27 protein-coding genes are annotated in these 26151 nt (G+C 58.2%); 4 read left to right on the top strand and 23 right to left on the bottom strand.

What is annotated here, in order from left to right:
- Nucleotides 1-27: 27 nt before the first annotated feature.
- The 21 genes from ftsZ to mraZ form a co-directional block, all read right to left on the bottom strand.
- The gene (gene ftsZ, locus A7P97_RS02600) at nt 28-1200 is read right to left on the bottom strand and encodes a cell division protein FtsZ (RefSeq protein ID WP_049258065.1); all 1173 of its coding nucleotides are present in this window, start codon (nt 1198-1200) and stop codon (nt 28-30) included.
- 99 nt (nt 1201-1299) lie between these two features.
- Nucleotides 1300-2538, bottom strand: coding sequence for a cell division protein FtsA (gene ftsA / locus A7P97_RS02595; protein WP_067530272.1), 1239 nt, complete (start codon nt 2536-2538; stop codon nt 1300-1302).
- A 134-nt stretch (nt 2539-2672) separates the two neighbouring features.
- The gene (locus A7P97_RS02590; protein WP_067530271.1) at nt 2673-3431 is read right to left on the bottom strand and encodes a cell division protein FtsQ/DivIB; all 759 of its coding nucleotides are present in this window, start codon (nt 3429-3431) and stop codon (nt 2673-2675) included.
- Nucleotides 3415-4335, bottom strand: a complete 921-nt coding sequence (locus A7P97_RS02585) for a D-alanine--D-alanine ligase (protein ID WP_067530270.1) — start codon at nt 4333-4335, stop codon at nt 3415-3417. The genes A7P97_RS02590 and A7P97_RS02585 overlap by 17 nt, the downstream gene beginning before the upstream one ends.
- Before the next feature lie 178 nt (nt 4336-4513).
- Nucleotides 4514-5560 carry a hypothetical protein gene (locus tag A7P97_RS02580; RefSeq protein WP_067530269.1) on the bottom strand — a complete coding sequence of 349 codons (1047 nt, stop codon included), beginning with the start codon at nt 5558-5560 and terminating at the stop codon, nt 4514-4516.
- A 3-nt stretch (nt 5561-5563) separates the two neighbouring features.
- Nucleotides 5564-6613 carry a hypothetical protein gene (locus A7P97_RS02575; RefSeq protein WP_067596307.1) on the bottom strand — a complete coding sequence of 350 codons (1050 nt, stop codon included), beginning with the start codon at nt 6611-6613 and terminating at the stop codon, nt 5564-5566.
- A complete protein-coding gene (gene murC / locus A7P97_RS02570) occupies nt 6606-8003 on the bottom strand; it encodes a UDP-N-acetylmuramate--L-alanine ligase (RefSeq protein WP_067596306.1) in 1398 nt (465 codons plus the stop codon). The genes A7P97_RS02575 and murC overlap by 8 nt, the downstream gene beginning before the upstream one ends.
- A gap of 151 nt (nt 8004-8154) precedes the next feature.
- Entirely contained in the window at nt 8155-9225 is a 1071-nt protein-coding gene (murG, locus tag A7P97_RS02565; RefSeq protein WP_067596305.1) for an undecaprenyldiphospho-muramoylpentapeptide beta-N-acetylglucosaminyltransferase, read from the bottom strand.
- A gap of 10 nt (nt 9226-9235) precedes the next feature.
- Complete coding sequence (gene ftsW / locus A7P97_RS02560; RefSeq protein ID WP_064087030.1) at nt 9236-10390, bottom strand: putative lipid II flippase FtsW; 1155 nt, start codon at nt 10388-10390, stop codon at nt 9236-9238.
- A 109-nt stretch (nt 10391-10499) separates the two neighbouring features.
- The gene (locus A7P97_RS10345) at nt 10500-10826 is read right to left on the bottom strand and encodes a hypothetical protein (protein ID WP_197474161.1); all 327 of its coding nucleotides are present in this window, start codon (nt 10824-10826) and stop codon (nt 10500-10502) included.
- A 30-nt stretch (nt 10827-10856) separates the two neighbouring features.
- A complete protein-coding gene (locus A7P97_RS10340) occupies nt 10857-11093 on the bottom strand; it encodes a hypothetical protein (protein WP_197474160.1) in 237 nt (78 codons plus the stop codon).
- 67 nt (nt 11094-11160) lie between these two features.
- Nucleotides 11161-12504, bottom strand: a complete 1344-nt coding sequence (murD, locus tag A7P97_RS02550; protein ID WP_067530264.1) for a UDP-N-acetylmuramoyl-L-alanine--D-glutamate ligase — start codon at nt 12502-12504, stop codon at nt 11161-11163.
- 100 nt (nt 12505-12604) lie between these two features.
- On the bottom strand, nt 12605-12907 hold the full coding sequence (locus tag A7P97_RS02545) for a hypothetical protein (RefSeq protein ID WP_082887571.1): 303 nt from the start codon (nt 12905-12907) through the stop codon (nt 12605-12607).
- Between the two features lie 97 nt (nt 12908-13004).
- Complete coding sequence (gene mraY, locus A7P97_RS02540; RefSeq protein WP_067596304.1) at nt 13005-14087, bottom strand: phospho-N-acetylmuramoyl-pentapeptide-transferase; 1083 nt, start codon at nt 14085-14087, stop codon at nt 13005-13007.
- A 264-nt stretch (nt 14088-14351) separates the two neighbouring features.
- Entirely contained in the window at nt 14352-15410 is a 1059-nt protein-coding gene (locus A7P97_RS02535) for an MBL fold metallo-hydrolase (RefSeq protein ID WP_067530262.1), read from the bottom strand.
- Nucleotides 15400-16782, bottom strand: a complete 1383-nt coding sequence (gene murF / locus A7P97_RS02530; protein WP_067530261.1) for a UDP-N-acetylmuramoyl-tripeptide--D-alanyl-D-alanine ligase — start codon at nt 16780-16782, stop codon at nt 15400-15402. Before murF ends, A7P97_RS02535 begins: the two co-directional genes overlap by 11 nt.
- Before the next feature lie 61 nt (nt 16783-16843).
- On the bottom strand, nt 16844-18325 hold the full coding sequence (locus A7P97_RS02525) for a UDP-N-acetylmuramoyl-L-alanyl-D-glutamate--2,6-diaminopimelate ligase (protein WP_067530260.1): 1482 nt from the start codon (nt 18323-18325) through the stop codon (nt 16844-16846).
- 20 nt (nt 18326-18345) lie between these two features.
- Complete coding sequence (locus A7P97_RS02520) at nt 18346-20082, bottom strand: penicillin-binding protein 2 (protein ID WP_067530259.1); 1737 nt, start codon at nt 20080-20082, stop codon at nt 18346-18348.
- 89 nt (nt 20083-20171) lie between these two features.
- Nucleotides 20172-20432: a cell division protein FtsL gene (gene ftsL, locus A7P97_RS02515; protein ID WP_067530258.1), complete on the bottom strand. Its 261-nt coding sequence runs from the start codon at nt 20430-20432 to the stop codon at nt 20172-20174.
- Nucleotides 20425-21381 carry a 16S rRNA (cytosine(1402)-N(4))-methyltransferase RsmH gene (rsmH, locus tag A7P97_RS02510; protein WP_067530257.1) on the bottom strand — a complete coding sequence of 319 codons (957 nt, stop codon included), beginning with the start codon at nt 21379-21381 and terminating at the stop codon, nt 20425-20427. Before rsmH ends, ftsL begins: the two co-directional genes overlap by 8 nt.
- On the bottom strand, nt 21378-21833 hold the full coding sequence (mraZ, locus tag A7P97_RS02505) for a division/cell wall cluster transcriptional repressor MraZ (RefSeq protein WP_067530256.1): 456 nt from the start codon (nt 21831-21833) through the stop codon (nt 21378-21380). Before mraZ ends, rsmH begins: the two co-directional genes overlap by 4 nt.
- 596 nt (nt 21834-22429) lie before the next feature.
- On the opposite strand from mraZ, the gene A7P97_RS10990 reads away from it, so the two are divergent.
- From A7P97_RS10990 to A7P97_RS02495, 3 genes are all read left to right on the top strand, one after another.
- Nucleotides 22430-22612, top strand: a complete 183-nt coding sequence (locus A7P97_RS10990) for a hypothetical protein (RefSeq protein ID WP_369815098.1) — start codon at nt 22430-22432, stop codon at nt 22610-22612.
- Nucleotides 22561-22884, top strand: coding sequence for an SAM-dependent methyltransferase (locus tag A7P97_RS10555; RefSeq protein ID WP_067596303.1), 324 nt, complete (start codon nt 22561-22563; stop codon nt 22882-22884). The genes A7P97_RS10990 and A7P97_RS10555 overlap by 52 nt, the downstream gene beginning before the upstream one ends.
- 407 nt (nt 22885-23291) lie before the next feature.
- Nucleotides 23292-23687, top strand: coding sequence for a nuclear transport factor 2 family protein (locus A7P97_RS02495; RefSeq protein WP_067530253.1), 396 nt, complete (start codon nt 23292-23294; stop codon nt 23685-23687).
- A 94-nt stretch (nt 23688-23781) separates the two neighbouring features.
- Here A7P97_RS02495 and A7P97_RS09990 read toward each other — a convergent pair whose 3' ends face one another.
- Entirely contained in the window at nt 23782-23970 is a 189-nt protein-coding gene (locus tag A7P97_RS09990) for a hypothetical protein (protein ID WP_197484495.1), read from the bottom strand.
- A gap of 128 nt (nt 23971-24098) precedes the next feature.
- Complete coding sequence (locus A7P97_RS02490) at nt 24099-24683, bottom strand: class I SAM-dependent methyltransferase (RefSeq protein ID WP_067596302.1); 585 nt, start codon at nt 24681-24683, stop codon at nt 24099-24101.
- A 107-nt stretch (nt 24684-24790) separates the two neighbouring features.
- On the opposite strand from A7P97_RS02490, the gene gshA reads away from it, so the two are divergent.
- On the top strand, nt 24791-26134 hold the full coding sequence (gene gshA / locus A7P97_RS02485) for a glutamate--cysteine ligase (RefSeq protein ID WP_067596301.1): 1344 nt from the start codon (nt 24791-24793) through the stop codon (nt 26132-26134).
- Nucleotides 26135-26151: the final 17 nt, after the last annotated feature.

The raw sequence follows: 26151 nt of genomic DNA, 5'->3' as shown, positions 1-26151 counted from the left end.
CAGGTTTTATTAAGAACCAAACTGGGCTTAATCAGCCTGGCGGCGGATCACCGCCGGAATTTCGAAATCGTCCAACACAGACTGGTTGGCAAAATCAGAAGCAGCCAAATTCATGGTGCGGGCAGTGCGGCCGGAACGGATAACGCTGTCGATTTCCGGGAATGCGCCGTCTGTACCGGTAGCTTGGGCAGCTTTCACCATGCGCAAATTGCTGCTCTGGCTGTTGTCGCCCTGCTCTTTCAGGCCGGTGGCAATGATGGTAACGCGGATTTCGCCTTCCTCCATGGCAGCATCTTCGGCTGTACCGTATTTCAATTCGGCATCAGGGTGAGCATATTCGCTCACTACCGACATGATTTCTTTGTACTCTTTCATGGTCAGGCCATCTGGGGCGGTAGTGATGTTCACCAACACGCCACGCGCACCTTCCAGCGTTACGTTGTCCAGCAGCGGGCTGGCAATTGCCTGCTCGGTAGCCAAACGGGCACGGTCGATACCTTGTGCGAAACCTGAACCCATCATGGCCATACCCATGATGCCCATTACGTTGCGTACGTCGGCGAAGTCCAAGTTGATCATGCCGGGGCAGGTAATCACTTCGGCAATACCGGCCACCGCGTTGCGCAACACGTTATCGGCGGCACGGAATGCCTGGCGCACGGTTACATCTTCGCCCAGGGCGGTCATCAGCTTGTCGTTCGGGATAACGATGAGCGAGTCTACTTGGTTTTTCAGGGTTTCCAAGCCGTCTTTGGCGATCTGGATGCGTTTGCCTTCGTGTTCGAACGGGCGGGTAACCACAGCCACGGTCAGGATACCCAGCTCGCGGGCGATTTCGGCCACCACCGGAGCAGCGCCGGTGCCGGTACCACCACCCATACCGGTGGTGATGAACAGCATATTGGCGCCTTGAATGGCGTCGGCGATGGTTTCACGGTCTTCCAACGCAGCATTGCGGCCGGTTTCCGGATTTGCGCCGGCACCCAAACCTTTGGTCAAATTGGTACCCAACTGGATGCGTTTAGGCGCTTTGCTGCCCTGTAAAGATTGGGCATCGGTGTTGGCACTAATAAACTCAACGCCTTGTACCGTGTTGTCTATCATATTGTTAATAGCATTACAGCCACCGCCGCCAATACCGATAACTTTAATGACCGCCGGACTGGCTGCGGACTCGACAACATCATAAACCAACTGCATTTAACACTCCTTTTGCGCCCCGGAAGGCTACCTGAAAACTGAAATCGCCCGTATTATAAAGGTTTGAACGGATTTTGTGTGCAAGAATAAGCAAAAAGCTTAGAAATTGTTTTTCAGCCACTCTTTGAGACGGTAGAAAATAGAATCGCCGTCTGCGGCCTGCCTTACGGTGTTGTGCGCGCCATGTTGATTACTGTACTCGGCAGCGGTTTGCAGAAGGCCGATGGCGGTAGCATAGCGCGGATTGCGGATACGCTCTGACAAGCCGCCCATTTCCTGTGGCACTCCAATGCGGGCGGGCAGGTTGAACACGTCTTCGGCTAGTTCTACCACGCCGGAGAGCAAAGATGCGCCGCCGGTGAGTACCACGCCAGAGGTGAGCACTTCTTCGGGGAAGCCGGAACGGTGCAGCTCATTGCGGGTTAGCTCCAAAATTTCTTCCACACGCGGGCCGATAACGCTGGCCAACACACGGCGTGAAATCTGGCGCGGGCTGCGATCGCCCACGCTGGGCACTTCAATCATTTCATCCAAACCATCGCCGGTAGCCAAGGCCACGCCATGGTTGATTTTGATGTATTCGGCAGCGTTATAAGGGGTGCGCAGGGCTTGCGCCAAATCACGGGTAATCAAGTCTCCGGCCACCGGAATCACAGCAGTATGGCGAATAGCACCGTTGGTGTACACGGCGATATCGGTCGTGCCACCGCCGATATCGATTACGCACACGCCCAGTTCTTTCTCATCTTCAGTCAGCACGGCACGGCCGCTGGCCAAGGGCTGCAGAATCATGTTGTCGATGTGCAGGCCGCAGCGTTCGATACATTTTTGAATGTTCTGCATGGCGGTAACCGCGCCGGTTACGATATGGATGCGTGTATCCAGCCGCACACCGCTCATACCGATGGGCTCGCGCACACCGGGCTGGTTATCAATGATGTACTCCTGTACCACAGTGTGCAAAATCTGGTGATCTGGCGGGATATTTACAGCCTTGGCGGTTTCGATGGCACGATCGATATCGGCCTGCATCACCTCGCCTTCCTTAATTTTCACTACGCCCTGCGAATTCATGCTACGGATGTGGTTGCCGGCAATACCGGTTACCACACTGCCGATTTGGCAGTCGGCCATCAGCTGGGCTTCTTCCATGGCCTGGGTGATGGCTTGGGCGGTGGCATCGATATTGGTCACCATGCCGGCCTTCAGGCCGTGCGACGGCGCCTGGCCGAAGCCGATGATGTGAATTTCCTTGTCGTCTTGCACTTCACCGATCAAAACGATGGTTTTCGAGGTGCCGATGTCCAGCGCGCCCACCAGTTGTTTGTTGTTTGACATAACTCTGTCTCGCTTATTGTTGAAATGGTTGTTTATAGCTAAAGCACTTATTTCTTCCTACTACATTGGCCCGACTTGCCATATTACTCAATACTGTTTGCAGCTCGCCGCCTAGTAGGAAAAAAATAATTGTTTCAGCCATGCCCGCCCGATTGCGGTTGTTGCTTGCTGTTGTTGTCTTCATCTGCTGTGTCCTGTTTGTAGCGCACAGCGAAACCGTCTTTATAGCGTAAATCCACGTATTGCACGTCTGCTGCGCGTTCTTTCAAAATCTCATGCCACGCCTGCACAAAGCGGCGCAAGCGGTTTGGCGCGTCGACGCGGCCAAGATGCAGCCGGATGCCGTTTTCCAAAGTCAGCTCCCGTGAGGAGCGCGAGCTATAGTCCATGCGGCTGATTTTCAGGTTGGTCGGCACCAAGATGGCTTGGAACTCAAGAAATTCCTCCACCATAATTTTACGCATTCCAGGCGTGCCTGCAAATATGGGAAAGTTTTCGTCGGTGGGCGCATCGAAACCTTTACCTTCGCTATCCACCAGCCCGCCGCCTTCCCAGCGTGCCACAGGCTGCCTTTCTTCCACCCGGATTTGCACCGTATCCGGCCAGATTCTGCGCACCTCCACCTTGGCCACCCAAGGCAGCGTTTCAAACGCCTGCCGTGCTTCGTTCAAATCGGCTTTGAAAATATTGCCGCGGATATGGCGGTGGGCGGTTTGTTGTAGCTGTGCGGTACTTAAGCGATACAGTCTGCCGTCAATTTTCACCAACTTCACCGGGAAATATGGCGAATTCATCATCCACATCACCACCACCGCAATCAGGCCGACGCCAGCCAGAAGATAGAGGCTGCTGTAGATGCGTTTGAGCGCGCCGGCATTATCCCAAAATCGCATGGCTCAATACTTCAACGCATAAGTCGGCAAAATTCAAGCCGGTTTGCGATGCAGCTTTCGGCACTAAGCTATGGCTAGTCATGCCCGGCACTGTATTGATTTCCAACAAATAAAGCTTTCCGCTTCGGCTGCGCAGGAAATCCACCCTGCCCCAGCCGCGCCCGCCGATGGCTTCAAAACCGGCTTTGGCCAGGCGGCGGATTTCGGCCTCACCAGCTGCATCTAAATCGCTGGGGCATTGATACACCGTGTCGTCGCGGAAATACTTGGCGTCGTAATCGTAAAACTCAGTGGCTGGGATGATGCGGATGCTGGGTAGCGCCTGTTGGCCGAGCACGGCACAGGTGTATTCGCCGCCGTCGATAAAGCGTTCGGCGATGATTTCGCCGTGCAGGCGGCGTTCGTGCAGCTCACTGTATGCTTTAGGCAACTCACCAGGCTGTTTCACTTTCACCACACCCACGCTGCTGCCTTCGGCGGCGGGTTTCACAAACATCGGCAGGCCGAGTTCGGCTTCCACGGCGGCAAAGTCGCTGTTGTCGTGCAGCACGGCGAAATTTGGTACGGGCAGGCCGAGCGCCTGCCAAATCAGTTTGCAGCGGTATTTGTCCATGCCCAGTGCGGAGGCAGCCATGCCGCAGCCGGTGTAGGGGATGCCGATGGAATCGAGCAGCGCCTGCACAGTGCCGTCTTCGCCATAGGTGCCGTGCAGCACATTGAAGGCTACCTGAAAACCCTGCGCTTTCAGTTGCAAGATGTCTTGTTCTTTCGGGTCGAACCGGTGGGCATCGATGCCTCGGCTCTGCAAGGCGGCCAATACGGCCGCGCCGCTATCGAGCGATACTTCGCGCTCACTGGAAAATCCGCCGTTCAATACGGCTACTTTGCCAAACTGCTTGTTCATTTGCTTTGCTTCTTCCTTGCTTCTACTTTCAGGTAGCCTCATCAAACGCCCGTATGAAAGGCTATAGCTACAACCCCTTATTTCCTCCTGCTGCGTTGGCTCGCCTTGCCGTACTTTTATACTGTCTGCGGCTCACCGGCTGGCAGGGAAAGAATAATTATTTCAGCTACCTGAAAACTTAAAACCGGTAATGCCTCCAACTCGGGTCGTATTCGCACACGGCCTGCGGCTTGAGCTCGGCAAACTGCTCGCACAGTGCCTGCGCTTTTTCCATGAGGCGCTCCGGCTCGCCGGTAGCGGCAAATATGGTGCGCTCGCCCCGCGTGAGGTTGGTTACGGCAATCGTGCCGATGCCTTGCTGCTGGTGGCAGGCTTCGGCGTCGAATTCGTCTTGCAGCCGGTAGGCCGCCATCAGCGCGTCTTCGCCGTTGATTTCGCAGCGCACGGAAACGCACCAACCCATATCTGCTCGGCCCAGCAGGCCGTTGGCCGATTCATTGCGCAGCAGCACTAGGGCATCTTGTTCATGTTCTTCGTCTTCATCGCGCTGATAGGCAGTATACTGCCATTCCGGCTCGGGATAGAGCGCATCACGCCCCAAGGCTTTCCATACTTCGTCTAATTTTTCAGGTAGCCTGTGCAGCGGCACGGCTTCCGGCGGCACGGTATCCACAAAATCCAGTGCGCCCACTTTCACCACCGCATCCCACTCGCCCAACACATGGTCGAACATAATCAGCGCCAGCCGCTGCGCGGTTTCCAAATCTTCTGCCTTGGGCGGCTTGGCAAAAGCCACGTCCAGCGCGGGCAGGCCGCGCCATTCTTCGCAGCGTACCAAAATATCCGCCGCCTGCATTTCCACGCCGCCCATGCGGATGGCGAACTGCTCCGGCGAGCCCAGCCGCTGGCGGAAACACAGCACCGAACGATCGGTGGATTCCGCTGCCGTGGCAATCAGCGCCAGCACTTGCGGAAAGTGTTCCAAATCGCCGTTGGCGCTGAACACCAGCGCGCCGTCGGCCGGCTGTCCTTCCAACTCCACCACCACTCCGGGGCAGTATTCGTGCAGCAGGTTGTTGGCCTCGGTAACGAAAGCTACCGGGGCTTCCAACGCTGCAAGCCGCGCCTCTTCGCGCCGCCACACCGTCCAGAAACAATGGGCATTATCTTGCCATTCGCTCAGGCTGCGCTGGCCTGCGGCTTCGTTGGCATCTGATTTCTTCATCTCTTATCCTTGCAGGCGGTAATGCCACCATGACGGGTCGAACACACAGTTGGCCCGTGCATCCAGCCGCTCATAACGTGCAGTGATTTCCCGCACCTTTTCCCACAATCCTTCCGGCTCGGTCACCATGGCAAAGGCGATGTATTCGCCTTTTTCCGCATCAGCCAGCATGGCGGTGAGGATACCCTGCTCGTGCTGCCCGACGCAGCCGGAAAACTCGTGTGCCAATTCCTGCGCCAGAGCCTGGCTCATGTCGTCGTACACTTCACAGCGCACGCTCAAACACCAGGCCAAATCGGCACGCCCCAACAGCGAAGCAGCCGATTCGTTGCGCACCAAAATCTTGGCCGGCTCGCCATCATCGTTTTCCGCGCCATACACGCGGAACTCAGCCTCGCCGCTCGGATACACGCCGTCGTGCCCCAGCTGGGCACGCCACAACTTATCAAAAGCAGCGGGCAGCTCGGCCAGCGGCAGCGCACCCTGAGGCGGTTGCTCCACCAGCTCCACATAGCCAGTTTTCACGTTTAAATCCCACTGCCCCAAGGCCTGTGCCAAAAGCAGCCACACCGCCAGCCGGCGGTCATCGGCATCCGTGCCGGCGGGATTATCGTTCACAAACACCTGTAAATGTACCAAGCCATCGCTGCCTGGTGCGCAGGCTACCTGAAACTGGCTGCCGGAAAGCTGCGTTTTGCCAAAACCGGCCTTGCGCTGCGGCAGTTCGGCAGCCGGGCAGCGCCGCAGCAAGGCCTGCACACCGAAGGGCAAACCCGGCGGTGCAACCTCGGCCAGCAACACTGCATCGGCCATCGGCTCCAGCCGGCCGCCGCTGCTGAAGGCTACCTGAAATTTAGCTCCGACATCAACAGCATAATCCGACACGGCCTGCAAAAACACGCCGGGGAAATAGTGGTGCAGCAGATAGTTGCCGCTATTCACCAGCGCCACACAACCGCCGCCGGCCTGCCAGGGCTGCTCCCACTGCCAGCTCTGCCAAAAAGCGGCGGCACGCTGCCGCGCCTCTTGGCGGCGTTTCAGGAAATCATCCATGCGCTGCTAAATCCCGCAAAGCCTGCGGTACTTTATTGATGCTGCCTGCGCCCATATTCAGCAGCAGATCGCCATCTTGCAGCATATTAAGCAGGGTGGCGGGCATATCGGCCACATCAGCGCAGTAAATCGGCTCCAGCTTGCCGGCCACGCGCAGGGCGCGGGTGAGTGCACGGCTGTCGGCGGCCACAATCGGCTCTTCACCGGCAGCGTATACATCAGTCAGCACCACCGCATCGGCAGTATTCAGCACGCGCACGAAGTCTTCAAACAAATCGCGGGTGCGGGTGTAGCGGTGCGGCTGGAATGCCAACACCAGGCGGCGTTCTGGATAAGCACCGCGAGCAGCGGAGAGCGTTGCAGCCATTTCCACCGGATGGTGGCCATAGTCGTCGACGACCAAGGCGCTGCCGCCTTGCGGCAGCTTGACTTCGCCGTAGCTCTGGAAGCGCCGTCCCACACCGCCAAAACCGGCCAGGCCGCGCTGAATGGCTTCCACGTCCGCGCCACACTCCAGCGCCACACCGATGGCAGCCAGCGCATTGAGCACATTGTGCCGCCCCGGCGCATTCAACCGCACTTCAAACGGCGCGATCAGGCGTTTGTTCAGGTGCACGGTAAAGCACATCTGCGCGCCTTCGCTGTGCACATTGTCGGCGTAAATATCGGCGGTTTCGTCTAAGCCATAGGTGGCAAACGGTTTCTGAATCTCCGGCAGGATGGCGCGCACATGTTCGCTATCGATACACAAAAATGCCTTGCCGTAGAACGGCATACGATGTACAAATTCCACAAAGGCCTGGTGCAGCTTGTCCACGCTGTGATCGTATGTGTCCATGTGGTCAGTGTCGATATTGGTTACCACGGTAATCACGGGCGTGAGATAGAGGAAAGAGGCATCTGATTCGTCGGCCTCGGCCACAATATACTGCCCGCCGCCGAGCTTGGCGTTGGTGCCCGCAGCGGTGAGCTTGCCGCCGATAACGAAGGTCGGGTCTAGGCCGGCGGCAGTGAGAATGGAGGCAGTGAGGCTGGTGGTTGTGGTTTTGCCGTGCGTGCCGGCAATGGCGATGCCCTGGCCGAAGCGCATAATCTCCGCCAGCATCATGGCACGTGGAATCACCGGAATGCCTGCCTCGCGGGCGGCCAACACTTCCGGATTATCCGGCTTGATGGCGGTGGAGGTAACCACCACGTCCACGCCTTCGATATGCTCTGCCGCATGGCCGTGGAACACCTTGATGCCCATATCGGCCAGCTGGCGCGTTACCGCACTTTGTGCCTGATCCGAGCCGGATACGTCGAATTCTTTATACAGCACCTCGGCCAGGCCGCACATGCCAGAGCCGCCGATGCCGACGAAATGGATGCGTTTTACTCGTTGCTTCATATTTATCACTGCTTCTCGGGCAGCCTTTGCAGACAAAACCGCTATTGTATAGCGGATAAACATTTTTCGATACAACACAAGCGGGAAAAGCCGATACTGCTATTGAGGCTACCTGAAACTTCAAAACCGCTTTTCAGGTAGCCTCAACCAATCATCCGCCCACCGCCGCCAGCGCCGCTTCCGCCACCTTGGCCGCACTGTCCGGTTTGGCCATCTGGCGGGCGTTTTGCGCCCATTGGCGGCAAGTGTCTCGGTTGAGGCCGCCCAACACCGAAGCCAGTTTTTCCGCAGTCAGCTCGCTCTGCGGCAAAAGCAGCCCGGCCTCGCCGGCGGCCACGAAGCGGGCGTTGGCGGTTTGGTGATCGTCCACCGCATAGGGGTAAGGCACGAGCAATGCACCCACGCCGGCTGCGGCCAGCTCGGCAATGGTGAGCGCGCCGGAGCGGCACACCACTAAATCCGCCGCGCCATAGGCTGCAGCCATATCGTCGATAAACTCGCTGCATTCGGCCTGCACGCCGGCTTCGGCATAACGCTGGCGCAAACCTTCCAGCTTACCGCGCCCGCTTTGGTGGCGCACTTCTGGGCGTTGCTCGGCAGGCAACAGGGCTAGCGCTTCGGGCAGCAGGCGGTTGAGAATATCCGCGCCCAAGCTGCCGCCGGTAACCAGCAGCTTCAGGCTACCTGAACGCTCAGCAAACCGCTCTTCGGGCGCGGGCAGTGCGGCAATATCGGCGCGCACGGGGTTGCCCACCAGCCCGTTTTCATCGCTAAACGCCTTGGGAAAGGCATACAGCACACGGCTGGCCAATTTGGCCAAAATCCGGTTGGAAAGCCCGGCCACGGCATTTTGCTCGTGAATCACCAACGGCACGCCGCACAGCTTGGCCGCCACCCCGCTGGGCACGGTCACGAAGCCGCCGAAGCCGATGGCGCCGTCCACATGATGCTTGCGGATGATGCTCCGTGCCGCACGGATGGTGTCCCACAGCGTGAGCGGCAACATCAGCTTGCGCTTGAGGCCGTTGCCGCGCACGCCTTTGATGGCCAGGGTTTCGATTTCGATGCCGTGCTGCGGCACAATGCGCGTTTCCATCGCGCCCTCGCTGCCCAGCCACAGCACCTTGTGCCCGCGTTCGCGCAGCGCGGCAGCCACCGCCAGCGCGGGGAAAATATGCCCGCCGGTACCGCCGGCCATCAGCAAAAAGGTTTTCACGCCCATATTCGGCTCCTCACACTTCAAAACCGCGCATTTTGCGCCGGTTTTCATAATCCACCCGCAGCAGCAGCGCCACGGCTATCAGCATGGCCACCAGCGCCGAGCCGCCGAAGGAAATCAGCGGCAGGGTCAGACCTTTGGTGGGCAACAGGCCGATGTTCACACCGATATTGAAAAAACTCTGAATCCCCAGCCAGATGCCCACGCCGCTGGCCACAAACGCGCCGAAAAACTGCTCCAAATCGCGCGCCATTTTGCCGATGGAAAACGAACGCCACACCAACCACAAATAGCAGGCGGTGAGCAGCATCATGCCGAGAAAGCCGAACTCCTCACCGATCACGGCGGTGATGAAATCGGTATGCGCCTCGGGCAGGTAGAAGCGTTTTTCCAGCCCAGCACCCAAACCCACGCCCGTCCAGCCGCCGCGCCCGATGGCCATCAGCGCATGGGTGAGCTGGTAGCCGCTGCCCAGCGGATCGGCCCACGGATCGAGGAAGGCGGTCACACGCGCCATGCGGTAGGGCGAAATCAGCACCAGCGTTACCATGCCGCTCAGGCCGGCCAGCACCACCACGATAAACCAGCGAAACGGCAACCCCACTAAAAACAACAAGCCCACACTAATCACCGACACCACCACAAACGAGCCGAAATCCGGCTGCAGCATAATCAGCCCCAGCCCGCAGCCCACCGGCAACGCCACCCAGCACACTTTCTTCAAATGCTGCAACACTTCGGCGCGGCGCATGAAAAAGCCGGAGAGATAAAGAATCACCGCCAGCTTGAAAAATTCGCTCGGCTGCAAATTGGCCACGCCCAAAGGAATCCAACGCCGCGCGCCATTCACATCGCGCCCCACCAGCAGCACCGCAATCAGCATCAGCAGGCTGATTACCAGCAGCACCATCGAATACTTCTGCCAAGTGCGCATCGGCACCCGGAACGCCACCAAAGCCGCCCCGCCACCCACAGCAATGTAGGCCGCCTGGCGGATGAGGAACGCCCATTTATTGCCGCCGCCCTGCCCGGCAAAGGCCACCGAGGCAGAATACACCATCACCAGGCTGAAGCCCAGCATCAGCACCACCAGCCACAGCAGCGATTGATCGATGGTGTGGCCGTGGCGCAGGATTTTGCGGTCGAGGAGTTTGGATTCAGTAATCATTCGGGTACTTCAAGTTACTTCAAAAATCAATGGAACAAGGTTTCAGGTAGCCTTTAGGCTTCAACAGAGGCTACCTGAAAAATCTGTTGCGGTTCAAATCTGCGGCCGGCTAACTGCAAGGATACTGCTTGGGGTGGGCAATCGCCTCCGCCAACCGGGCCGCCTGTTTGGCGGTTTCTTCATCTGCGGAAGCGGCCAAACCCACTATCAGGGCGCGGTTCGCCGCAAACAATTCTAAAACAGACACATGTAAATAATGCCTATCTAATGTTTTGGTTATTTTAAGAAACTCTTCGTCCATCGTGCCATCGAAGGCGGGATCGAACAGTTTGGCTTTAAATATGCCGTATTTCAGCGCCTTGCCCTTGGTTTCTTTAAATGCCTGGGCCTGCGGAGATTGGGCACTATAGTTGGCCGCTTCAAACAGCGTATACATTCCTTTAAGCAACCAGGCCTTATTCGGCTTCTATTCCGCCAGCAACGCCAGGCAAACCTTCAACTCCCAAGGCGACAATTTCACCAGCCAAGCCTGCGATTCCAAGCTGTCAATCAGCCGCTCATAATCTTTTTCTGCGGCCGATCCCGCCAATATATTCAAAATGTTCTGCTGCACCCCTTTGGCGTGGGTTTCATAAGGCGTACCAAACCGGCGCCACGGAAAGTTTTCCAAAAAAGTGTGCAATACCATTTGTGCTTTCCCCATTCGGTTTGCCTGCCGATGCGGCAGTTTCAGGTAGCCTTTAGGCTCGGGCAGAGGCTACCTGAAAACATCACAAGGCCTCAAACGCCTCAATGAACACTTGTGAGCGGTGCGCATAGCCTTTAAACATATCGAAGCTGGCGCAGGCTGGGCTGAGCAGCACGATGTCGCCGGGTTCGGCCAGGCGGTAGGCGGTTTGCACGGCTTCCTGCAGGGTGGCGCAATCCATCATCTCCACGCCGCAGCCGGCCAGGTCGCGGCGGATTTGCGGCGCGTCTTCGCCGATGAGCATTACGGCACGGGCTTTGCCGGGCAGCACGTTTTTCAGCGGGGTGAAATCCTGCCCTTTGCCCTGCCCGCCGGCAATCAGGAACAGCGGGCTTTGCAGGCCGGCGATGGCGGCTTCGGTGGCGCCCACATTGGTGCCTTTGCTGTCGTCGATAAACACCACGCCGTTTTTCTCGCCGATTTTTTCCACGCGGTGCGGCAGGCCTTTGAAGGTGCGCACATGGCGCAGCAGCTGCTCGCGCGGCAGGCCGATTGCTTCGCACAAAGCCAGTGCGGCCAGCACGTTGGCGGCGTTGTGCAGGCCTTGCAGCGGAATATCGGCGGCGGCAATCAGCGTTTCCGCGCCGTGTTTCAGGTAGCCTGATGCGGCGTCAAACCAATAATCGATTTCCTGCTGCAGCGAAAAGCGGCGCACTTCGCGGCCGCTGCGTTTCATGGCACGGCACAGCGCATCGTCGGCATTGATTACCTGCACGCCGCTGCTGCGGAAGATTTTGTCTTTGGCGTGGGCGTAGTCGAGCAGGTCGTCGTAGCGGTTGAGGTGGTCTTCGGAAATATTGAGCACGGCGGCGGCGGCGGCGTTCAAATGGTCGGTGTTTTCCAGCTGGAAGCTGGAAAGTTCGAGTACCCACACATCGGCGCTCTGCTCCTGCCGGTCTTCATAAGCTTCGAGCACGGGCGTGCCGATATTGCCAGCCACCACGGTATCCAGCCCGCATTCGCGGCACAAATGGCCGACCAGGCTGGTTACGGTGGTTTTGCCGTTGCTGCCGGTGATGGCGATGATTTTGTCGCGCTTGCCGGAAAGCTCGTGCGCCAAGATCTCCACATCGCCCAGCACACGGCCGCCAGCCTGTTTGAAGGCTTCGATTTCAGGCGTGCGCTCACTAATGCCGGGGCTGAGGGCAAGAATGCTGAAACCTTCGGCCAATACATTTTTCAGGTAGCCTGTGTGGCAGGCCAGGCCGGGGAAACGCTGTTGCAGCTCGGCCTGTTTGGCGGCGGGGAAGTCGGCATCATAAGCGGCTACCACCGCACCTTTGCGGCGCAGGAAATCCAGCATGGAAACGCCGCTGCCGCCCATACCGGCCACGAGGATTTTTTGATTTTGCCATTCGCTTTTCATTCTTTTCTCCATGCCACCCGGTTTATCTGCGGGCGGCTGCTTTCTCAGCTTTAGCTTCGCTTATTTTCACTTCGTTGAGGCTTGCGCTTTCAGGTAGTCTTTACTGCACGGCTGTATTAGCCAGCAACTTCAGCAACAGCAGCCACGGCAGCATAATCCCGCCGATGCATACCATCAGCCACAAAATCAAACTGTCTGCCATCTGCCGCAGCAGGGCGAAATAGCCCCATGAATACAAGCCCCAAATCACGGCGGAAATAGCTGCCGCAATCAGGGGGCCGCCAAACAAGCCGAACAGGAAGGTTACGCCGGCAAAGGCCAGCGCCCATTGCCAGGCGTAGGAGCCCTCAGAGAAATCCTGCATTTTGGCAAAGGCCAGCAAAATCAACATGTGTAGCAACATAACCGGAATCCTTTAAATGGGTTTCGGCTTCACAGCAGCCTACCGTATCCGCTTTCAGGTAGCCTCTCTTTAACAGATTAGGCTACCTGAAAACCGTTTAACGAATTTTCAATGTGCTCAAGCCCACCAACACCAGCACGATGGTGATGATCCAAAAGCGCACCACCACCTGCGTTTCCTTCCAGCCCTTCTGCTCGAAATGGTGATGAATCGGCGCCATCAGGAAGATGCGTTTTTTGGTTCTCTTATACCAGCCCACCTGCAGCATCACCGACAAAGCTTCCACCACAAACAGCCCGCCCATAATCACCAGCACAAATTCCTGCCGCACGATTACCGCCACCGTGCCCAGCGCCGCGCCCAGCGCCAATGCGCCCACGTCGCCCATAAACACCTGCGCCGGTGCCGCGTTGAACCACAAAAAGCCCAAGCACGCACCGCACATGGCCGCGCAGAACACCATCACCTCGTTTGCCCCCGGCACGAAGGGCAACTGCAGATAGCGTGCAAACTGCCAGTGCCCGGTGGCATAGGCAAACACCGCCATCCCGCCAGCCACCAGCACTACAGGGAAAGCCGCCAGGCCGTCCAGGCCGTCGGTGAGGTTGACCGCGTTGGACGTACCGACAATGGTGAAATACGACAACACCACAAAGCCCACCACGCCCAAAGGCAGCGCCACCTGCTTAAAAAACGGCACGATTAAAATATTGTTTGCCGAATTGCTCGCCACATAAAACAGCAGCACCCCTGCCGCCAGCGCCACGCTGCTCTGCCACACCATCTTAAATTTGGCCGACACGCCGTGCGGATCTTTATACACCACCTTGCGCCAGTCGTCGTAGAAACCCAGCGCGCCCGTGCCCAGCAACACGCCGAGCAAAATCCAGATATACGGGTGCGACACATTGCCCCACAACAGCGTGGACACCGTAATCGACACCAAAATCAGCACCCCGCCCATAGTGGGCGTGCCCGCCTTGGCCAAATGGGTTTTCGGCCCGGCGCTGCGGATGGCCTGACCGGCTTTAAGCTCGGTGAGCTTGCGGATGGTCCACGGCCCCAGCATCAGGCTGAACGCCAAAGCCGTGAGCGCCGCCATCACCGCGCGGAAAGTGGTGTATTGGAAAATGTTCAGCGCCGAAATCCAGTTGCTGAGCTTGGCCAACCATAAAAGCATAAAACTTCCTTAAATCATTTCTCGTGAGTTCAATTTAAACCGGTGCTGCGTTAGCCCGCCTTGCTGTACCACTTTGCATTATCTGCGGCTCGCCGCCTTGTCCTGATTTAAATTGAATTCGCTTAATTAACCTAGGCAGCCGGAAATAGAAAAGGCTACCTGAAACATAACTATCTGTATTGCGCACGCCGTAAAACAGGCAAACGCGGCATTATAAACCAAGCCACCCTTTAAAAAGAGGCTACCTGAAATTTCCCAAACCGCTCAAACCTCTTCCCACCACAATTCAGTTTCCGTATCCGCCTCAAACACCTGCCCGATTAGCGGCGTGAGCATCGGCAGGCCGCGCTCGATGGCCAGCGGGATGCTGCGGCGCACGGGTTCGTCCCAATCGTGCATGGCCAGACTGAAGGCGCCCCAGTGAATCGGCATCATACGGCGTGCGCCCACGTCGATGGCGGCCTGCACGGTTTGCTCGGGGAACATGTGGTTGTCCGGCCAGCGGCGGTCGTATTGGCCGTTTTCCATAAAGGCCAGATCGAAGCCGCCGAAGTGCCGGCCGATGTCGGCGAAGTGGCTGCCATAGGACGAATCGCCGCTGAAATAAAGCCGCTGCCCGCCGCCTTCGATAGCCCAGCCCGCCCACAGCATACGGTTGTGGTCAGCCAGGTTGCGCAAGCTGTCGTGGCGGGCGGGAGTGGCGGTGAATGTTACTCCGCCGACGGTATAGCTCTGATACCAATCCGCCGCCGAAATGTTTTCCGCTTTTACGCCCCAGCGGCGCAGCAGCACTTCCATGCCCAGCGGCACGAGAAAATGCACCCCGCTGTCTGCCACGCTGCGCACGAAGGATTCCTCCAAATGGTCGTAGTGGTTGTGGCTGTAGAGGATGATGTCGAGCGGCGGCAGTTCGTGTGGCGCGGCGGGCGGCGGCTGGAAGCGGCGGAACATTTTGTTGTTCGGCGCGGCGCTCATGCCGAACACGGGGTCGGTGAGGATGTTCAGCCCGGCCACGCGCATCAGCAGGGTGGAATGGCCGAACCAGACAAACCGTGCCTTTTGTTCATTTTTGCTGCGCAGAAACTCGCGCTGCTCGTCTTCAGGTAGCCCTTCATGCCGCATGAAGGCGGCAAAATCAGGCTTGGCAAACGGCAGCGGCTGCACGGGGAAGCGGCCTTTGCGGCTGAGCATTTTGAACGCCCCGCCGAAATCCAGCGGCTGCAAGCGGCGTTTGGGCTCGGGGTTGAAAAACCGGCGGCGGATCGGGTCGTAGTGGTTGCTGGCCGGATAAAGCGGATAACCGCCGTGCGGCCTACGCTTCATGGCCCTGCAAGGCGGCCACCACCTCTTCCATCTGCATAAAACGCGAACCCTTTACCAACACCGAAGCCTGCTCCGGCAATTCGTGCACCAGCACCTGCTGCAACGGGTCTTTGGCGGCAAACCACAGCCCGGCCGCGCCGAAAGCTTCGGCAGCCTCCACGCTGAAATCGCCCACAAAATAAGCGGCTTCGATGCCCTTATCCCGCGCATAGCGGCCGATTTCGGCGTGCAGGGCGGGGGCTTCGCTGTCGCCCAGTTCGCCCATATCGCCCATCACGAAAATGCGCGGCGCAGGCAGCCCGGCCAACACATCCAGCGCAGCCTTCATGCTGTCGGGGTTGGCGTTGTAGGTGTCGTCGATAATCGTGCTGCCGCGCAGGCCGGCCTTGCGTTGCAAGCGGCCTTTGATATTGGCAAACCCGGCCAGCGCGGCGGCGCTTTCAGGTAGCCCCACGCCGGCCTGCAAAGCCAGCGCGGCAGCGGCCACGGCATTGGCCACGTTGTGTTTGCCCGGTACTGGTAGCTCTACCGCCGCGCGTTGGTTTTGCCACACCAAATCGAAGCGGCAGCCCAGGGGCAGCAGCTGGACGTTTTCGGCATGCACTTCGCCCTTGTCCACGCCGAATTCGATTTGGCGCAAATTCAGGGCGCGGCAGGCGGCGTGGAACACTTCGGCGTATTCGTCTTCCGCCGGAATCAGCGCCGTGCCGCTTTCAGGTAGCCCGCGGTAGATTTCGCTTTTGGCGCGGGCAATATCGCCCACACCGTCGAAACCGCAGCCGATATGCGCGCGCAAGGCATTATTGACCAGCGCGGCATTGGGGCGGGCGATGCGGGTGAGCGCATCGAGCTCGCCGAAGTGGTTCATGCCCATTTCGATAACGGCGTAGCGCTGCTGCGGCCGCAGGGCAAGCAGGGTGAGCGGCAGGCCGATGTGATTGTTGAAATTGCCGGCGGTAGCCAGCACGGCCGTTTCACCGAATTGGCGGCGCAGGATGGCGGCCAGCATTTCCTTCACCGTGGTTTTGCCGGAAGAACCGGTGATGCCGAGCACAAATGGGTTCACCGCTTCGCGCCAGGCCGCAGCCAGGGTTTGTAGCGCCGCCAACGTGTCGGCCACCGGCAGGCTACCTGAAAGCGCGGCGCAGTCTTGGCACGACACCAGCGCCAAAGCGCCCTGCTCCAATACGGCAGGCACAAAATCGTGAGCGTCGTGCTTATCGCCCACCAAAGCGACAAACAAATCCGTGCCGCGCTCGTCGGCAGCGGCGGCTTGGCGGCTGTCGGTGATGACGCGGCGGATGGGGAGGTTGTGCTGCGGCGCGGGCAGGTTCAGGGCGCGGCAGACAAAAGCTAAATCGAGTGTGGGCATGGGCATTCCATTGAAAATATTACGGGGCGGCAGGCTACCTGAAAATCCGATGCGCCTGTTTTCAGGTAGCCTCATCCAGCGCGGCTTCGGCGATTTCAAAATCGGAGAAATGGTGCTTCTCGCCCTGTACGTCTTGATAGGTTTCGTGGCCTTTGCCGGCAATCAGCACGATATCCTGCGGCGCAGCGCGGCGGATGGCGGTTTGGATGGCGATGCGGCGGTCGGCCTCCACCAGCGCGGGCTGCGGCACGGCAGGCAGGATATCGGCGATGATGTCTTGCGGCTCTTCCATGCGCGGGTTGTCGCTGGTGATTACCACTTTATCCGCACCCTGCGCGGCGGCACTGCCCATCAGCGGGCGTTTGCCGCGGTCGCGGTTGCCGCCGCAGCCAAACACGCACCACAGGTTCGCGCCCTGCGGTTTGATTTCGCGCAGGGTAGCCAGCGCTTTTTCCAGCGCGTCGGGCGTGTGGGCATAGTCCACCACCACCAGCGGGCGGCCTGAGCGGCTGATGCAGTCCATACGGCCGGTGGCGGGGCGGATTTGTGCGAGCACGTGCAACACGTCGGGCAGCGCATAACCTTCGGCGCACAAAAGGCCGACGCAGGCGGCAAGATTTTGCGCATTGAACCGCCCCAAAAGACGACTGTGGATTTCGCCGCTGCCCCAAGGTGTATCGAAGGCAACCTGCATGCCTTGGGCGGAAGCGGTAAAGCGGGTGATGCGGATATCGGCTTGTTCATTGAAACCGTAGCCGTATACGTTCAGGCTTGGGCGGTCGGCACGCAGCCCGGCGGCCAGCTCGCGGCCGAATTCGTCGTCCGTATTGATGATGGCGTGTTGAAGGCTCTGCCAATAGAACAGCTTGGCCTTGCTGGCGCCATAAGCAGCCATGCTGCCGTGGTAATCGAGGTGGTCGCGGGTGAGGTTGGTGAAGATAGCGGAGGAAAAGGGCGTGCCGACCACGCGGTTTTGGTCGAGGCCGTGGCTGGAAACTTCCATCGCCACGGCTTTTGCGCCCTGCTGCTTGAATTGGTGCAGCAGGGTTTGCACGCGCACGGGGTTGGGCGTGGTATGGGTGGTTTCTTCGAGCCGCCCCCAGAAGCCGTTGCCCACCGTGCCGATGATGGCGCAGGGCGTGCCGAGCAAATCGGCAGCTTGGGCAAGCCATTGCGAAATCGAGGTTTTGCCGTTGGTGCCGGTTACCCCCCAGCAAGAAAGGCTACCTGAAAAATTGCCGTAGAGTTTGGCTGCCAGCAGTCCGGCGTTTTGCTTCAAATGCGGCACGCCGAGGTTGGCGATTTGCCACTCCGGCCGCCAGGCGAAACCGTCGCCGCTGTCCCAAAACACCATCGCCGCGCCATTGGCAATCGCGGCGGGAATATAGTTACGGCCGTCGGCATATTCGCCCTGGCAGGCCACGAATACGTCGCCCGGCTGCACTAAGCGGCTGTCCATACGCAAAATGCACCCCGCCGCCACATCGGGCGGCAGGGTGCAGTTGTCAGGCAAGTCAAACTGTTTGTCCTTCAAGCAATACATGGTCGGCTCCAAGCACCGATTTATTTGGCAGCGACTTGCTGCACGGGTTTGGTGGGCGTTACGCCCAGAATATTCAGCGAACCGGCCATGATGTCTTTAAACACCGGCCCGGCCACGATGCCGCCGTAATAGCCGTTTTGGGTGGGCTCGTCGATGTTCACCGCCACAATCACGCGCGGATGCTCGGCAGGGGCGAAACCGATGAAGGTGGCCATGTGTTTGTTGTCGGCATAGCGACCGCCCACCAGCTTGCGCGCGGTGCCGGTTTTCGCACCCACGTTGAAGCCGGGTACTGCACCCTGCGTACCGGTGCCGCCGGGCTCGGTAACGGATACCATCATGCGGCGGATGGCACGTGCGGTTTCAGGTTTGATCACCTGCTCGCCCTGCGGCGCGGCACCCTGGTGCAGGAAGCTCACCGGCAAAAGTTTGCCGTCACTGGTGAAGATAGTGTAGCTGTGCGCAAGCTGCAGCAGGCTCATCTGCAAGCCGTAGCCGAACGACATGGTGGCCTGTTCGATGGGCCGCCAGTTGCGCCAGTCGCGCACCAGGCCGGGCGATTCGCCGGGGAAGCCGGAGTGCATGCGGCGGCCGAAACCGACTGCTTTATAAAAATCGTGCATCTCTTCGGGCTTAAACATGGCCGAAAGTTTGCTCACGCCCACGTTGGAAGATTTCTGCATGATGCCGCGCAGAGTGAGCGAAGGGTAATTGTGCGTATCGCGCACAGTGGCCGAACCGATATTATAAGTATTGGTGTTGAACACCATGTTTTCATTTACTTTGCCCGAATCCAAGGCTTTGGCGATCGGGAAAGGTTTCATAGCTGAACCGGGCTCGATCATATCGGTTACCGCACGGTTGCGGCGCAGAGCAATTTCGGCACCACCGGGCTGGTTCGGATCGAAATCCGGCAGGTTTACCAAAGCAAGGATTTCGCCGGTTTGCGCATCCAACACCACAGCGGTGCCGGCTTTGGCCTGGTGATAGGCAATAGCCTGCGCCAATTTATCGTGCGCCAGAGATTGAATACGCCGATCCAGCGAGAGCACCATATTGCGTCCGTCCACCGCATCGCGGTTGCGCGGCGAATCTAATTGATCGACATAATTGCCTTTATTGTCGCGTAACACCACGCGCGCGCCGTCTTGGCCGCGCAGGTCATCTTCACGCGAGAGCTCCAAACCTTCTTGGCCCTTGCCGTCGATATTGGTGAAGCCGATAACGTGGGAGAACAAATTGCCCATCGGATATTGCCGTTTGGGCTCGGTTTGGAAGGCCAATCCCTTGATTTTCAAAGCACGCACTTTGGCAGCGGTTTCCGCGCTCATCTGCCGTTTCAGAAACACGAAATCGCTATTGGTGCGCGCCAGGCGGTCGGCAATGGTTTCCACCGGCACTTCGATAATCTCGGAAAGCTGTTCCAGCTGCTCCTGGCTGGGCATTTTGTCCATGGCAGAAGGGATGGCATACAGCGAATCGGTGGGCGCGCTCAAGGCCAGCACTGCGCCGTTGCGGTCGGTAATCGTGCCGCGGTTGGCCTGTTGCACCAAAGTGCGCACAAAACGCTTATTGCCCTCAGTTTGCAGGCGGTCTTGCTCCACCGTATGCAAATGTACGCTCCAGCCCGCCGCTGAGGCGAAAGCCAAAGCAAAAACCAGCAAAACAAAGGCAATCCGGCCATTGGTGCTCACCGGCTTCTTCTGTTTAACTGGCTTCTGCCGCATCTGCGGCTTGTAATCGCTTTTAATCAGCATGGTATTTACTCTCTACGCTGCCGCCCACACGGCAGCAAAACTGCTTATTTAATATTATTCAACTACTTTTATTAGCTTCATTCGCCTATTTAATATTGCAGACGCACGATTTTGGTGTTCTGCATGGTGGGCGGCTGCAACTGCTGCTGAGCCGCCTCTTTGATGAAACTATGGTTGGCCAACTTGGCCTGCTGCCACTGCAAGCGGCGGTATTCCTCTTCCAAATCTGCCTGCCGCTGGTGCTCTTTTTCCAGCACAATAAACGATTCACGCGAGCTGTCCTGCACCGACACCACGCCCAACGCGGAGAGCACCACCAACACAAACAGCATGATATTCAGCTTATTCATCTACAAACTCTCCCGCCGTCCGCTCGGCCACGCGCAACACAGCGGAGCGTGCACGCGGATTGGCCGCGGTTTCGGCTGCCGAAGCCCGCTGTACCTTGCCGATTTCCCGCAAGGGCGGCTCGGGGCGCTCACTTTCGCGCACCATCACCCACTTGGGCAGCGACGCCGGACGGCTGTGGCGGCGGATAAACTGTTTTACTATCCGGTCTTCCAGCGAATGGAAGGCAATCACCGCCAAACGCCCGCCGGTTTTCAGGTAGCCTGCGGCCTGCGGCAGCACCGCGCTTATTTCTTCAAGCTCACGGTTGATGAAAATCCGAACGGCTTGAAACGTCCGCGTCGCCGGGTCTTGGCCGCGTTCGCGAGTACGGACGGCCTGTGCCGCCAACTGCGCCAGCTGGCCGGTTGTAAGGATGGGGCGCTCTTGCCGCTGCTGCACAATGGCGCGCGCAATTTGGCTGTTAAACCGCTCTTCACCATAATCTCTGATTACCTCGCGAATCTCTTCTTCGCCGGCCTCGGCCAGCCATTGCGCGGCAGTTTGGCCGCACGTGGTATCCATCCGCATATCCAGCGGCGCATCGTAGCGGAAGCTGAAGCCGCGTTCGGCATCGTCGATCTGCGGCGAAGACACACCCAAATCAAACAGTGCTCCGTCCACCGCTTCAATGCCCAATTCTTTTAAGGCTACCTGAAAGCCGGAAAACCCACCGTGCACCACTTGTACGCGTTTGTCGGCTTCCGCCAGCTGCCGTGCCACGGCAATCGCCTGCGGGTCTTTATCAAACACCACTAGCCAGCCGTTTGCACCCAGCTTAGACAAAATCAGGCGGGAATGCCCGCCGCGGCCGAACGTGCCGTCCACATATATGCCGTCCGGCTTCACTGCCAAAGCGTCCACCGCCTCGTGCAAAAGCACGGTAACGTGCGCCAATTCCTGCGCGTTCATAGGCGGAACCCGGCTTTATCGAGCTGTTCGGCCAATTCATCCGGATCCATATCCAGCACTGCGTTCATATTGGCTTCCCAACGTTCACGGTTCCACAACTCCAGCCGGTCGGCTCGGCCCACTAGCGTTACTTCTTTATCAAACTGCACACGGCGGCGCAGGCTCGGCGGCAGCAAAATTCTGCCTGAAGCGTCTAAATCCAGCGCTTCGGCGTGGTTCAGCATCAAATCACGGAACATTCTGGCAACCGGATTGCCCGATACATTCATCGCCTGCAAATTTTCCGCCGTTTTCTGCCACTCCGCTTCCGGATACATCACCAGATGCGTACGCGCTTCTACAGTAACCACCAAAGACGGCGTGTAGTGGCGCGCGAGCAAGTCGCGGAACTTGGCCGGAATCGCCAAGCGCCCCTTGCTGTCGATGCTCAATTCATGTACGCCGCCAAACACTTTTTCCCACCTTCGATTGATTTTTGGAACTGAAAAGGCACTTTGCCCCACAATTCCCCACGAAGCGACACTATACGGCAAAGCAGCGGCATCGGTCAATTACAAACACCGTAAAATCCACGATTAACAAACTGTTTTTACATAAGATAGTTAGTCTCAATCACCACGCCTGCCGTTTTCCACACAGCTCCAATTCCGCCTCCCGGCAGCAAGCCTTTATAATTGCGCACGTTTTCCAGATTATTCACATAATTGCTCTATGAACAGCTCTATATGTCTGCCCCGGCCCCAAAGCCCTCGGCGCCTCACAAACACTGTGTGGCCTGATACAACATCAGCACCAAATCACATGGCTCACCGAACTGCCCGTAGAATTCGACAGCCTCGTCATCGGCAACGAAGTGCTCGATACTATGCCCTGGACATCGTGCGTTATCAAAGCGGCCAATGGTAACTGATGGGCATGGGGCTGGATGCAAACCAACAATTCCAATGGCAAAGCGCCCCTACCCGAAAAACTCCTACTCTCCGCCTAAGAGCTGCTGCCCGCCATTGACGGCTACACCAGCGAACTGCACCTGCGCTAGAAAGCCTTTATCCGCACCCTCGCCCAACGCCTCACGCGCGGCGCCCTGCTCTTTATCGACTACGGCTTCGACGCCGCCCAGTATTACCATCCCCCCAGCGCAGCGGCGGCGCCCTCATCGGCCACTACCGCCATCACGCTGTGCACAACCCCTTCGAACACGTCGGCCTCACCGACCTTACCTGCCATGTAAATTTCACCGCCATCGCCGAAGCTGCCTGCCAAGCCGGGCTCGACCTCATCGGCTACACCACCCAGGCCGCCTTCCTGCTCAACCTCGGCCTCACCGACCTGCTTGCCGCCCAAGACGAACCCGAAAGCGAAGCCTACATCCGCACCGCCGCCTGCCAAACCCTCCTTGCCCCGCAGGAAATGGGCGAGCTCTTCAAAGCCATCGCCTTCAGCCGAAATATCGACCCAGATTGGCAGGGCTTCGCCATCGGCGATTTGTGCCACAAGCTGTAGCTGTCGGTTTGGCGCCGGTACTTTCAGGTAGCCCCAGCCCGCGCCCTCCAACAACAAAATGCTTGCGGAGCATGATTCCGCAAGCGTTTTGTTTGTCTTGATGGTGTTACCGGAAGCCAGGAGGCTACCTGAAAGCCGCAAGTACTCGGTTTTTCAGGTAGCCTTTGGGTGGAGTGTCGGATTCAAGAATCTGACCTACGGTTGTTGCCGCTGTTCGAGCCGGTGGAGTTTTTGGGCGACGAGGGCGTGGCGGTGCTTTGAAAACGGGCGGGAGCATTTTTCAAGCAGCCCGAAAATTTCCGGACGTGCCGAAAAAACCGCCCTGCACATTCAAACCGGATTATCGGGCGTATAATGGTTTTCGGAAAAACCGAAATTACCAACCTCGTTAAAGAAGGAGCGTCTTCATGAAAAACGAAGCAGCGGAAATATTTAAAACTTATACGGAAGCCTTGGCAAAAGGCGATTTCGATGCCGTATTCGGAACCTTGGCCGACAATATCGTGTGGCATATGGGCGGCGAAAGCCCGCTTTCGGGCGATGTTGCGGGAAAACAGGCATTGGGCAGACGCTTGGCCGAATTTTCGGAAAGAAGCAACGGAACATTCCGCGTAGTGACGAACTGGTTTGCAGGCAACGGCTGCTTTGTCGCCGCAAGCGTTGTCTCCCTAGCCGAAAAAGGAGCCGAAAAGCTAAACAATCCAGGTATCGATTTATTCAGAATAGAAAACGGGAAAATACAAGAAGTGTGGACTTTCTCCGAACATCAGGCAGAAGAGGACAAATTCTGGAGTAGACCGTAAACCGCAAAAAGAACGGATAAGGCAGCCTGAAAAGCACATAACGGCTTTTCAGGCTGCCTTTATTTGTTCAAACCGCCAAACTCAAAACATCGGCTTATACGTGGCCAGCCAATAAATGGTGCAGAGGCAGCCGGTGGAGGGGGCGTAGCCGATCCACCATTTGGTGGATCGCGGCGGGCTTTTCAGGCAGAACATGCCCACCAGCACATACAGCACCACCAAAATTCAGCTTCACGCCCAGCCAGTTTGCGTTATCGAAAGGCACGCAGCGGGTAATGGTCATCAGCATCATGCCGGTGAAGAGCAGTTAGGGTGTCGTCGTTGGCCTGTTGGATGTAGGGAAACAGGGCAGGCGGGAAAGCGGAGGTGCCGGGTTTGCGCTTTTTAGCCATCGGTTTCAGGTAGCCTCTTTCAGGTAGCCTTTGGGTTGGTAGATGTGTTGTGCTTTTCAATCGCTAGCAAATAAGGCGGGCGGTTGCGGCGGTTGATGAAGCCGTAGTGCAGCACGGCAAACTGCTGCTGCGGCAGGGCGGCCGCCCATTCGGATACGGCCTGGGCTTCGAGCTCGCCCGCTGCATGGCCAGGATAAAGCACCACAGCCAACAACCCGCCGGGGCGCAGTATGTGCACGGCTTGCGCCAGGGCGGAAAGGGTGCTGCCGGTTTCGGTAGTAAGCGCTTTGTTGCCGCCGGGCAGGTAGCCGCAGTTGAACACGATGCTGTGCACGGGTTCGTTTACATAGTGCGCCAAATCGGCGTGGCTGGCAGAAATCAGGCGCACTTGCCTTTCCTCTCCGGCTGCCTGCAAACGCGCCTGCGTGGCGGCCAAGGCCTGCGGCTGGATATCGAAGGCATACACGCGCCCGCCGCTGCCTACGCATTGCGCCAGAAACAGCGTGTCGTGGCCGTTACCGGCAGTGGCATCCACTGCAATGCCGCCTTCAGGCGTGGCTTGGGCGAGCAGGCGGTGGGCGAAAGGGAGGATGTTGTCGAGCATAGAATAAAAAGGGATAGCCTGACGAGGTGTGGGGAAATTCGCTGTGGCGGCACGGGCTTGGAGTATAATACCTGCCACCTGCACACGCCGTTTGAAAGGAGATCAGCATGGGTATTCCGGTTATTTCCCCGCAATACGCGCAATATTTGCTGGATTTTGAAACACTCATCCTGCAAAAGCAAGCCGAAATCGAGGCCTGGTTCCGCAGCCAGTGGAAACGGCACAAGCCGCCGTTTTACGGCTCTGTCGACATCCGCAACAGCGGCTACAAAATGGCCAGCATCGACATGAACCTCTTTCCCGGCGGCTTCAACAACCTGAATCCCCAATTCAGTCCGCTGGCCGCCGCTGCCGCCACCGACGCGGTGGAACGTTATTGCGAAACAGCCAAATCCGTGCTGATCGTGCCGGAAAACCACACGCGCAACACGTTTTACTTGGAAAACGTGTATGCCCTGAGCAATATCCTGCAACAGGCCGGTTTTGCCGTGCGCTTGGGCAGCCTGAACCCCGAAATCACCGAGCCGTCCGAATTCAAAACCGCGCTGGGGCACACCATTTTGCTCGAGCCCCTGCTGCGCACCCGCGAGCGCGTACACCTGGCCGACGGCTTCTCGCCCTGCCTCGTGTTGTTGAACAACGACCTCTCCGGCGGCGTGCCAGAAATCCTGCAAGGCATCCGCCACACCGTGCTGCCGCCCCTGCACGGCGGCTGGACCACCCGCCGCAAAACCACCCACTTCGCCGCCTACAACCAAGTGGCTGCCGAATTTGCCGAGCTCATCGGCATCGACCAATGGCATATTAATCCCTATTTCGAAAAAGTGTCCGGCCTCAACTTCCACGAACGCGAAGGCGAAGACGCCCTAGCCGAGGCCGTGGAACGCGTGCTGGCTAAAATCCAGGCCAAATACGACGAAAAAGGCATCACCGACAAACCCTTCGTCATCGTCAAAGCCGACGCCGGCACCTACGGCATGGGCGTGATGAGCGTGAAATCCGCCGACGAAGTGCGCGCGCTCAACCGCAAAAACCGCAACAAAATGGCCACTGTGAAAGAAGGCCTGGCCGTAACCGAAGTGATTGTGCAGGAAGGCATCTACACCTACGAAACCCTCAACGGCGCCGTGGCCGAGCCGGTGGTGTATATGATCGACCGCTTCGTGGTGGGCGGCTTCTTCCGCGTGCACGAAGGGCGCGGCGCCGACGAAAACCTCAACGCCAGCGGCATGCGCTTCGTGCCATTGAACCGCAACATGCCGCAAACCGACAGCAGCGGCGGCGACCCGGAATTCCTCGCCGGCAGCAAGCGCGTGTTCGAACAATGGCAAACCCTCGGCCTGCCCGACCGCAGCCAAGCCTGCGACTGTGCCAGCAACCGCCTGTATGTATACGGCGTGATGGCCAGGCTCTCGCTCTTGGCCGCATCGATTGAGTTGGATGCATATTGATGATAACGAGCAAAGGC

The sequence above is a fragment of the Eikenella sp. NML070372 genome (assembly GCF_001648415.1).
GTDB lineage: Bacteria > Pseudomonadota > Gammaproteobacteria > Burkholderiales > Neisseriaceae > Eikenella > Eikenella exigua.
This window is presented reverse-complemented; position numbering and strand designations above follow the sequence as displayed.

Bases quoted from the DNA above. Each gene is read 5' to 3' on its own strand.
- ftsZ (WP_049258065.1), bottom strand. From the start codon at position 1,200: ATGCAGTTGGTTTATGATGTTGTCGAGTCCGCAGCCAGTCCGGCGGTC.
- ftsA (WP_067530272.1), bottom strand. From the start codon at position 2,538: ATGTCAAACAACAAACAACTGGTGGGCGCGCTGGACATCGGCACCTCG.
- A7P97_RS02590 (WP_067530271.1), bottom strand. From the start codon at position 3,431: ATGCGATTTTGGGATAATGCCGGCGCGCTCAAACGCATCTACAGCAGC.
- A7P97_RS02585 (WP_067530270.1), bottom strand. From the start codon at position 4,335: ATGAACAAGCAGTTTGGCAAAGTAGCCGTATTGAACGGCGGATTTTCC.
- A7P97_RS02580 (WP_067530269.1), bottom strand. From the start codon at position 5,560: ATGAAGAAATCAGATGCCAACGAAGCCGCAGGCCAGCGCAGCCTGAGC.
- A7P97_RS02575 (WP_067596307.1), bottom strand. From the start codon at position 6,613: ATGGATGATTTCCTGAAACGCCGCCAAGAGGCGCGGCAGCGTGCCGCC.
- murC (WP_067596306.1), bottom strand. From the start codon at position 8,003: ATGAAGCAACGAGTAAAACGCATCCATTTCGTCGGCATCGGCGGCTCT.
- murG (WP_067596305.1), bottom strand. From the start codon at position 9,225: ATGGGCGTGAAAACCTTTTTGCTGATGGCCGGCGGTACCGGCGGGCAT.
- ftsW (WP_064087030.1), bottom strand. From the start codon at position 10,390: ATGATTACTGAATCCAAACTCCTCGACCGCAAAATCCTGCGCCACGGC.
- A7P97_RS10345 (WP_197474161.1), bottom strand. From the start codon at position 10,826: ATGTATACGCTGTTTGAAGCGGCCAACTATAGTGCCCAATCTCCGCAG.
- A7P97_RS10340 (WP_197474160.1), bottom strand. From the start codon at position 11,093: ATGGGGAAAGCACAAATGGTATTGCACACTTTTTTGGAAAACTTTCCG.
- murD (WP_067530264.1), bottom strand. From the start codon at position 12,504: ATGAAAAGCGAATGGCAAAATCAAAAAATCCTCGTGGCCGGTATGGGC.
- A7P97_RS02545 (WP_082887571.1), bottom strand. From the start codon at position 12,907: ATGTTGCTACACATGTTGATTTTGCTGGCCTTTGCCAAAATGCAGGAT.
- mraY (WP_067596304.1), bottom strand. From the start codon at position 14,087: ATGCTTTTATGGTTGGCCAAGCTCAGCAACTGGATTTCGGCGCTGAAC.
- A7P97_RS02535 (WP_067530262.1), bottom strand. From the start codon at position 15,410: ATGAAGCGTAGGCCGCACGGCGGTTATCCGCTTTATCCGGCCAGCAAC.
- murF (WP_067530261.1), bottom strand. From the start codon at position 16,782: ATGCCCACACTCGATTTAGCTTTTGTCTGCCGCGCCCTGAACCTGCCC.
- A7P97_RS02525 (WP_067530260.1), bottom strand. From the start codon at position 18,325: ATGTATTGCTTGAAGGACAAACAGTTTGACTTGCCTGACAACTGCACC.
- A7P97_RS02520 (WP_067530259.1), bottom strand. From the start codon at position 20,082: ATGCTGATTAAAAGCGATTACAAGCCGCAGATGCGGCAGAAGCCAGTT.
- ftsL (WP_067530258.1), bottom strand. From the start codon at position 20,432: ATGAATAAGCTGAATATCATGCTGTTTGTGTTGGTGGTGCTCTCCGCG.
- rsmH (WP_067530257.1), bottom strand. From the start codon at position 21,381: ATGAACGCGCAGGAATTGGCGCACGTTACCGTGCTTTTGCACGAGGCG.
- A7P97_RS02495 (WP_067530253.1), top strand. From the start codon at position 23,292: ATGAAAAACGAAGCAGCGGAAATATTTAAAACTTATACGGAAGCCTTG.
- A7P97_RS09990 (WP_197484495.1), bottom strand. From the start codon at position 23,970: ATGACCATTACCCGCTGCGTGCCTTTCGATAACGCAAACTGGCTGGGC.
- A7P97_RS02490 (WP_067596302.1), bottom strand. From the start codon at position 24,683: ATGCTCGACAACATCCTCCCTTTCGCCCACCGCCTGCTCGCCCAAGCC.
- gshA (WP_067596301.1), top strand. From the start codon at position 24,791: ATGGGTATTCCGGTTATTTCCCCGCAATACGCGCAATATTTGCTGGAT.